This window comes from Moorena sp. (assembly GCF_982860115.1).
This window is the reverse complement of sequence record NZ_CEYLVT010000400.1, coordinates 1-3,547: the sequence shown is the minus strand read 5'-3', so window position 1 is coordinate 3,547 and position 3,547 is coordinate 1. Positions and strand designations below refer to the sequence as shown.

Below are 3,547 nucleotides of genomic sequence, written 5' to 3'. Positions count from 1 at the left end.
GCGAACAACTAACCAACCTTCAACCTACCCTACACCGAACGCCAAAGGCGAACAACTAACCAACCTTCAACCTACCCTACACCGAACGCCAAAGGCGAACAAATAACTAACCTTAAACCTGCTAACCTTAAACCTGCTAACCTAAAAAAAAATAGCCGCAGAAATACTATCTACGGCTAGGAATTTACCTTATGTCATTCAGTTTTCCAACCTATCCAAACGTGAGTGATCTTACGCGACTGGACCGGATGGTTTGGCCGGGGGGAAAACCCCCCAGCAATTTAACGTGTTAACGGAGTCTGAAGTACTTGGTGCTAATTGTTATGAATTCTCCCGGAACATCCGTCGGCTGCAGAGGACTCCACTCGGATATTTCGGTGTAGCCCAGTGCATAGAGGGTATGCATGGTATTAGTTATTGCCTTGCGGGAGCCTTTTAAAATGTGCTTAACACGGATTTTGTTTTGGGAAGAATCATCGGGGTTGTTGTCTGGATTTGTTGGAAATTGTGATGGCATAAGGTTCACCTTTTGCTTTTTGTTTATATTTATAATCGTAATGATTATATTTTATTTTGTCAAGGGTTTTTATAATTTTTTTTTGAGGGGTAATGTAAATAAATGCGATCGCAAAAGCTTTTCAGCATTTAAATTGGGATACCTAAATTGCTCAAAGGCAATAGGCATGCTAGCAATAGGCAATAGGGAAAAAATCCTGTGTACCTAATTACTCTGAGAACAGATATAATGGAAATGTTTAGGAAAATTAAATGAATTGTGATATTTTTTTCCCTTTGGGTGCATCTCCTAAAAGCTGTTTGACCCGGTGGTGCGTTACGGGGCGGGCTGTCCCAAAAAGGCGCGAAGAGGCGGAAAATGAGCCCGCCCCTAACACACCCTACGCAACATTTACTTTAGCAATCCTACAATCAATTGTGATAATTTTTTCCCGATTCCCGATTCCCGATTCCCGATTTCCGATTCCCTTTTATTTCGGAAAAAGCTGATGAACAGTACAACTAAAACCCGGTAGTATGGGAGAGCTTAGGGTATCTTGGCTGAAAAGGGTTGCTACTAATTTGAGCTGACTGTTTTCCCGGCGATAAATTTCGAGCTTGCGAGACCTCCAATCAGCAATCCAATATTCTTTTACTCCTCGTGAGGAGTAAAGTTTTAGTTTAGCTTCTCGGTCTCGTCTTTGGTCTTGTTGACTACCAGATAAAACTTCGACTGCTAATTCTGGAGCACCAGTTAGATGTCCAGATTTATCTAAGGTGAATGTATAGGTTTTTTGGGTAACCCAAACGACATCGGGAATAACATTATCGGATTCGGAAAACAGGACACCAGGACTAGGAATAGCTTCTCCTAAACCACTTGCTTCAGACCAAGCATCTAGCTGTCGAAAAATTTTGCCACAGGTTTGCTAATGTTTAGTATGAGGCGCTCTAGTGACAAATAATTCTCCATCAATGATTTCGTAGCGTGTTCCTTCATTTTCTGGTAGCAATTCTAGGTCATGAATAGTCCAGTATACTCTCTCATGTATTGCCTGATTCATAATTATACTCCGTTAGCTTTATACTAATTATACTCGCGACTTCCGACTCGCGACTCCCTATTTCCATAGTGTCAGAGTTAGGTTATGAGCTAGGGAAGCTATAATTATAATGTGATCCTCGGGGCATACTTTAGAAAGTAGTTATATCAATGAATGAAGCTAGAACAAAGAACAAAAAACAAAGAACAAAGGTAGCAGGAGTACCAGTTTAATTTTGATGGGAATGACGAAAATTGCTATGTTGACTTCTGAAAGAAGTCGGGAATAGGAAACAGGGAATAGGGAACAGAGAATGAGAGGCAGAGAATCAATATCAGTGGAGTGGGCATCCTGCCCGCCTGGAAATGAAACAGGCAAGATGCCCGTTCCACAGCCAGATGCCCGGATGCCCACTCCACAGCCAGATGCCCGTTCCAGAAAACTCTTCAAATCATTCGATTCTTAAGCAACACCCGGAAGCGAGGGGTATTAGAAAAAGATGGTGGAGAGATTATCAGTAAAGGTACTAACCTCAACTCCCTCTACATTGGCGAGAAGGTCACCATCAGCAGCTATGATATTCACACTGCCATTAGACTGCTCAAAGGTAAGGGTGCTAGCATCACTAACCCCAAAGCGAGTTAACCCCAGTTGGAAATTTATCACGTTGTCATGTCCTTCACCTTCTTCAAGGGCAATGGTGTTGTTACCATTACCAAGCTCGATGGTGTCATCACCGGAACCAGAATCAATAGTATTGTTTCCGTCACCAGTGTTGATTACATCATTTCCAGCACCGCCAGTTATGGTGTCATCACCGTCTAAACCCAAGAAAGTGTTGTCAACCTCGTTACCAATTAGTTCGTCATTAAAATTAGTACCTACTGCTATTTCAATACTAATTAAAGTTTGTGCTACTTCCTGATCTTGCTCATCGGTGTAACTACCAGTGCCTTCAGCCAGATTCAGCTTAATACCAGAGTTGATTAGATTTTGAAAGTCAACGGTATCACGACCTTCTCCACCGTCAAAATAGTTAACACCGCCACTGTCTTGGAAAGTATCATTTCCTGCACCACCGACATATTTGTCATCACCCTCTAAACCGAAGAAAGTGTTGTCAACCTCGTTACCAATTAGTTCGTCATTAAAATTAGTACCAAATACCCTTTCGATACTAATTAAAGTTTGTGCTATTTCCTGATCTTGCTCATCGGTGTAACTACCAGTGCCTTCAGCCAAATTGAGCTTAATACCAGAGTTGATTAGATTTTGAAAGTTAACGGTATCAAGACCTTCTCCACCGTCAAAATAGTTAACACCGGCACTGTCTCGGAAAACGTCATTTCCTGCGCCACCAATATATTTATCATCACCGTTGTAACCTAAAAAACTGTTGCCTTGGTCGTTACCGATCAGTTCGTCATCAAAATTAGTACCAAATACGTTTTCGATACTAATTAAGGTTTGGGTGATTTCTTGACTGTTACTATCGGTAGAGATAGCAGTACCCTCGACGAGATTAACTTGAACCCCAAAATCAAACTCGAAAAAGTCAACGGTATCACGACCTTCTCCACCGTCGAAGTGGTTGGAACCGCCACTGTCTCGGAAAGTATCATTTCCTGCACCACCGACATATTTGTCATCACCGTTTAAACCGGAGAAACTGTTGTCAGCCTCGTTACCGATCAGTTCGTCATTAAAATTAGTACCTACGGCTCTTTCAATACTAATTAAAGTTTGTGCTACTTCCTGATCTTGCTCATCGGTGTAACTACCAGTGCCTTCAGCCAAATTAAGCTTAATACCAGAGTTGATTAGATTTTGAAAGTCAACGGTATCAAGACCTTCTCCACCGTCAAAATAGTTAACACCGGCACTGTCTCGGAAAATGTCATTCCCACCACCACCAACATATTTGTCATCACCGTCCAAACCAAAGAAAGTGTTATCAGCCTCGTTACCGATCAGTTCGTCATTAAAATTAGTACCTACGGCTCTTTCAA

Annotated in this window: 6 protein-coding genes; 1 reads left to right on the top strand and 5 read right to left on the bottom strand. The window is 41.8% G+C overall.

From position 1 onward, the window contains the following. Positions 1-289 precede the first annotated feature (289 nt). Positions 290-517 (bottom strand): hypothetical protein, encoded by a 228-nt coding sequence (locus AC4II3_RS32020; RefSeq protein WP_488029534.1) that lies wholly within the window; start codon positions 515-517, stop codon positions 290-292. A gap of 251 nt (positions 518-768) precedes the next feature. Here AC4II3_RS32020 and AC4II3_RS32015 point away from each other — a divergent pair, with 251 nt between their 5' ends. Next, positions 769-1,005: a hypothetical protein gene (locus tag AC4II3_RS32015; protein WP_488029535.1), complete on the top strand. Its 237-nt coding sequence runs from the start codon at positions 769-771 to the stop codon at positions 1,003-1,005. Here the strand turns inward: AC4II3_RS32015 and AC4II3_RS32010 are convergent. The 4 genes from AC4II3_RS32010 to AC4II3_RS31995 all read right to left on the bottom strand — a co-directional run. Then, the gene (locus tag AC4II3_RS32010) at positions 987-1,409 is read right to left on the bottom strand and encodes a Uma2 family endonuclease (protein WP_488029549.1); all 423 of its coding nucleotides are present in this window, start codon (positions 1,407-1,409) and stop codon (positions 987-989) included. The genes AC4II3_RS32015 and AC4II3_RS32010 overlap by 19 nt on opposite strands. A 15-nt stretch (positions 1,410-1,424) precedes the next feature. Further along, positions 1,425-1,559 (bottom strand): hypothetical protein, encoded by a 135-nt coding sequence (locus AC4II3_RS32005; protein WP_488029536.1) that lies wholly within the window; start codon positions 1,557-1,559, stop codon positions 1,425-1,427. Positions 1,560-1,718: 159 nt separating this feature from the next. Further along, positions 1,719-1,988, bottom strand: a complete 270-nt coding sequence (locus AC4II3_RS32000) for a hypothetical protein (RefSeq protein ID WP_488029538.1) — start codon at positions 1,986-1,988, stop codon at positions 1,719-1,721. Between the two features lie 39 nt (positions 1,989-2,027). Continuing rightward, positions 2,028-3,547, bottom strand: a 1,520-nt coding sequence (locus tag AC4II3_RS31995) for a calcium-binding protein (protein WP_490723026.1), incomplete at its 5' end; no start/stop codon positions are given.

Bases quoted from the DNA above. Each gene is read 5' to 3' on its own strand.
- AC4II3_RS32020 (WP_488029534.1), bottom strand. From the start codon at position 517: ATGCCATCACAATTTCCAACAAATCCAGACAACAACCCCGATGATTCT.
- AC4II3_RS32015 (WP_488029535.1), top strand. From the start codon at position 769: ATGAATTGTGATATTTTTTTCCCTTTGGGTGCATCTCCTAAAAGCTGT.
- AC4II3_RS32005 (WP_488029536.1), bottom strand. From the start codon at position 1,559: ATGAATCAGGCAATACATGAGAGAGTATACTGGACTATTCATGACCTA.